Source organism: Streptomyces sp. NPDC059564 (assembly GCF_042735575.1).
Taxonomy (GTDB): domain Bacteria; phylum Actinomycetota; class Actinomycetes; order Streptomycetales; family Streptomycetaceae; genus Streptomyces.
This window is the reverse complement of record NZ_JBHWBP010000627.1, coordinates 1-2,017: the sequence shown is the minus strand read 5'-3', so window position 1 is coordinate 2,017 and position 2,017 is coordinate 1. Positions and strand designations below refer to the sequence as shown.

Below are 2,017 nucleotides of genomic sequence, written 5' to 3'. Positions count from 1 at the left end.
ACCCCTACAGCGACCGCGCCTCGATACCCGCGTCCCCCCCCGCCCCCCAGGGCTCCCCCCAGCACTCCGGCGGCGGGGGAGTGGCACCCCCGCCCCACCGCAGAACACCGAGAAGGAGAAGTTCCCGTGGCACACGAGATCGAGCAGTTCAGCGACGGCACGGCCGCTTTCGTCAGCGCCCGTGAGGACTCCTGGCACCAGCTGGGGACCGTCACCACCAGCGCGCTGACCGCTGAGGACGCCATGCGCCTGGCCGCCCTCGACAACTGGAACGTCCGCCTTGTCGGGCTGAGCGCGACAGAGCTGACGGCCGAGGGCGCGACCATGATGGAGGTTCCCAACCACCGGGCGACCGTGCGCACCCACCCCAAGAGCGGGCGCCCCGAGTCTCTGGGAGTCGTCGGCACCGATTACGTGCCGGTGCAGAACGAGGAGCACGCGGAGTTTCTCAACTATCTCGTTGACGAGTCCGGGGCCCACTTCGAGACCGCCGGGTCCCTCCGAGGCGGCCGACAGGTCTTCCTGACGATGAAGCTCCCGCAGACGATGACCATCAGCCACAGCGACAAGGTGGATCTCTACATCGCCGCGTTCAACTCGCACGACGGATCCAGCGCCTTCCGGATCGTCGTCACGCCCGTCCGTGTCGTCTGCGCCAACACCCTTCGAGCGGGGCTCAGCGCGGCGAAGAGCAAGTACACCGTCCGTCACACCTCCGGTGCGCGCAGCCGTATCGCGCAGGCCCGTCAGGCTCTGGGGCTGACGTTCAGGTACGCCGAGGAGTTCGAGAAGGCCGCGCAGCGCATGCTGGATGCGGAGATGACCACCCCGATGCTCCGCACGGTGGTCGAGCAGCTGTGGCCGGTTTCCAACGCCGACACCACGCGGAAGAAGACCAACCAGCTCAGCCGCTGGAACACCATCCGCAACTTGTTCGAGCAGGCCGACACCCAGGCCGGCATTCGGGGAACTGCGTGGGCGGGCTACAACGCGATCACCGAGTACACCAACCACATCGCCCCCGCACGCGGCGCCAGCCCGGACCTGAAGAAGGCCGCCCGCGCCGAGCGCGTGATCTCCGGCACCGCCGACGACGTCATGGAACGCGCCTTCAGCCTCATGACCGTCTGACTGCCGCTCTCCCCGGCAGCACCGCCCACGGGGGCGGGAGAACCCTCCCGCCCCCTTCCACCCCAGACCGGAGGCACCATGAGCACCCACAGCACGGCCCAGCTGATCGGCGGCCGCTCCCACCAGTGCGACGCCACCGCCACCTACACCCACCAGGGACGCCGCGCCTACGTCCTGCTCGACGGGATTGGCAGCGATGATGCCGTACAGGCCTGGACGCGGACCGCCGCGCGCCGACTGGCCCGCGCAGCTGCCCGCAACGGGGCCTTGGAGGGCTTGCAGCAGATCCACGCGGCACGGGTCGCCGAGGTCGCCGAAGAGGGCTGGTACGGCCAGTACATGCCTTCCGCAGTCGCCGTCGTCGCGGTCGCCGAGCCCGGCAAGCCGCTCCACATCGCGTGGTGTGGCGACGCCCGCGCCTACTTCCTCCCAGCACCCACCAGGCCGGTAAGGCGACTGACGACCGATCACAACATGCGGCAGGTGCTCATCGACATGGAGCTGGAGCCAGAGCCCTACGCCCGCAACCGGGTCACTTCCTACCTCGGCGACACTACTCCGAGTGCCCCTCTGGGGTCGGTCATGGCTCCCGCCAGTGGCAGGTTGGTCCTGGCCAGTGACGGAGCCTACGAACCGTTGGAGGACGCCGAGATTGCGATCAGCGACTACCTCACCGGAGGCCCCCAGAAGGCTGCCCGGACCCTGGTAGAAGCCGCGATCGCCCACAGTGGAGAACGGGCCGACAACGCGACGGTCCTCGTGGCCGACTTCGACTAGCCCGCCTGCCGTTGTTGTCGGCGCTCAGTGAAACTGAGTAGTCGTCATGCTCCTGACCTGGTGTTGTGCAGGTTGGTTGAGCGTGTTTGTGGCTGAGTGGCTCACTGAA

Annotated in this window: 2 protein-coding genes; both read left to right on the top strand. The window is 68.2% G+C overall.

Annotated elements, in window-relative coordinates:
- Nucleotides 1–126: 126 nt before the first annotated feature.
- Nucleotides 127–1,131, top strand: coding sequence for a DUF932 domain-containing protein (locus ACFV0Q_RS41030; protein ID WP_385013150.1), 1,005 nt, complete (start codon nt 127–129; stop codon nt 1,129–1,131).
- A gap of 78 nt (nt 1,132–1,209) precedes the next feature.
- Entirely contained in the window at nt 1,210–1,908 is a 699-nt protein-coding gene (locus ACFV0Q_RS41025; RefSeq protein WP_385013148.1) for a PP2C family protein-serine/threonine phosphatase, read from the top strand.
- Nucleotides 1,909–2,017: the final 109 nt, after the last annotated feature.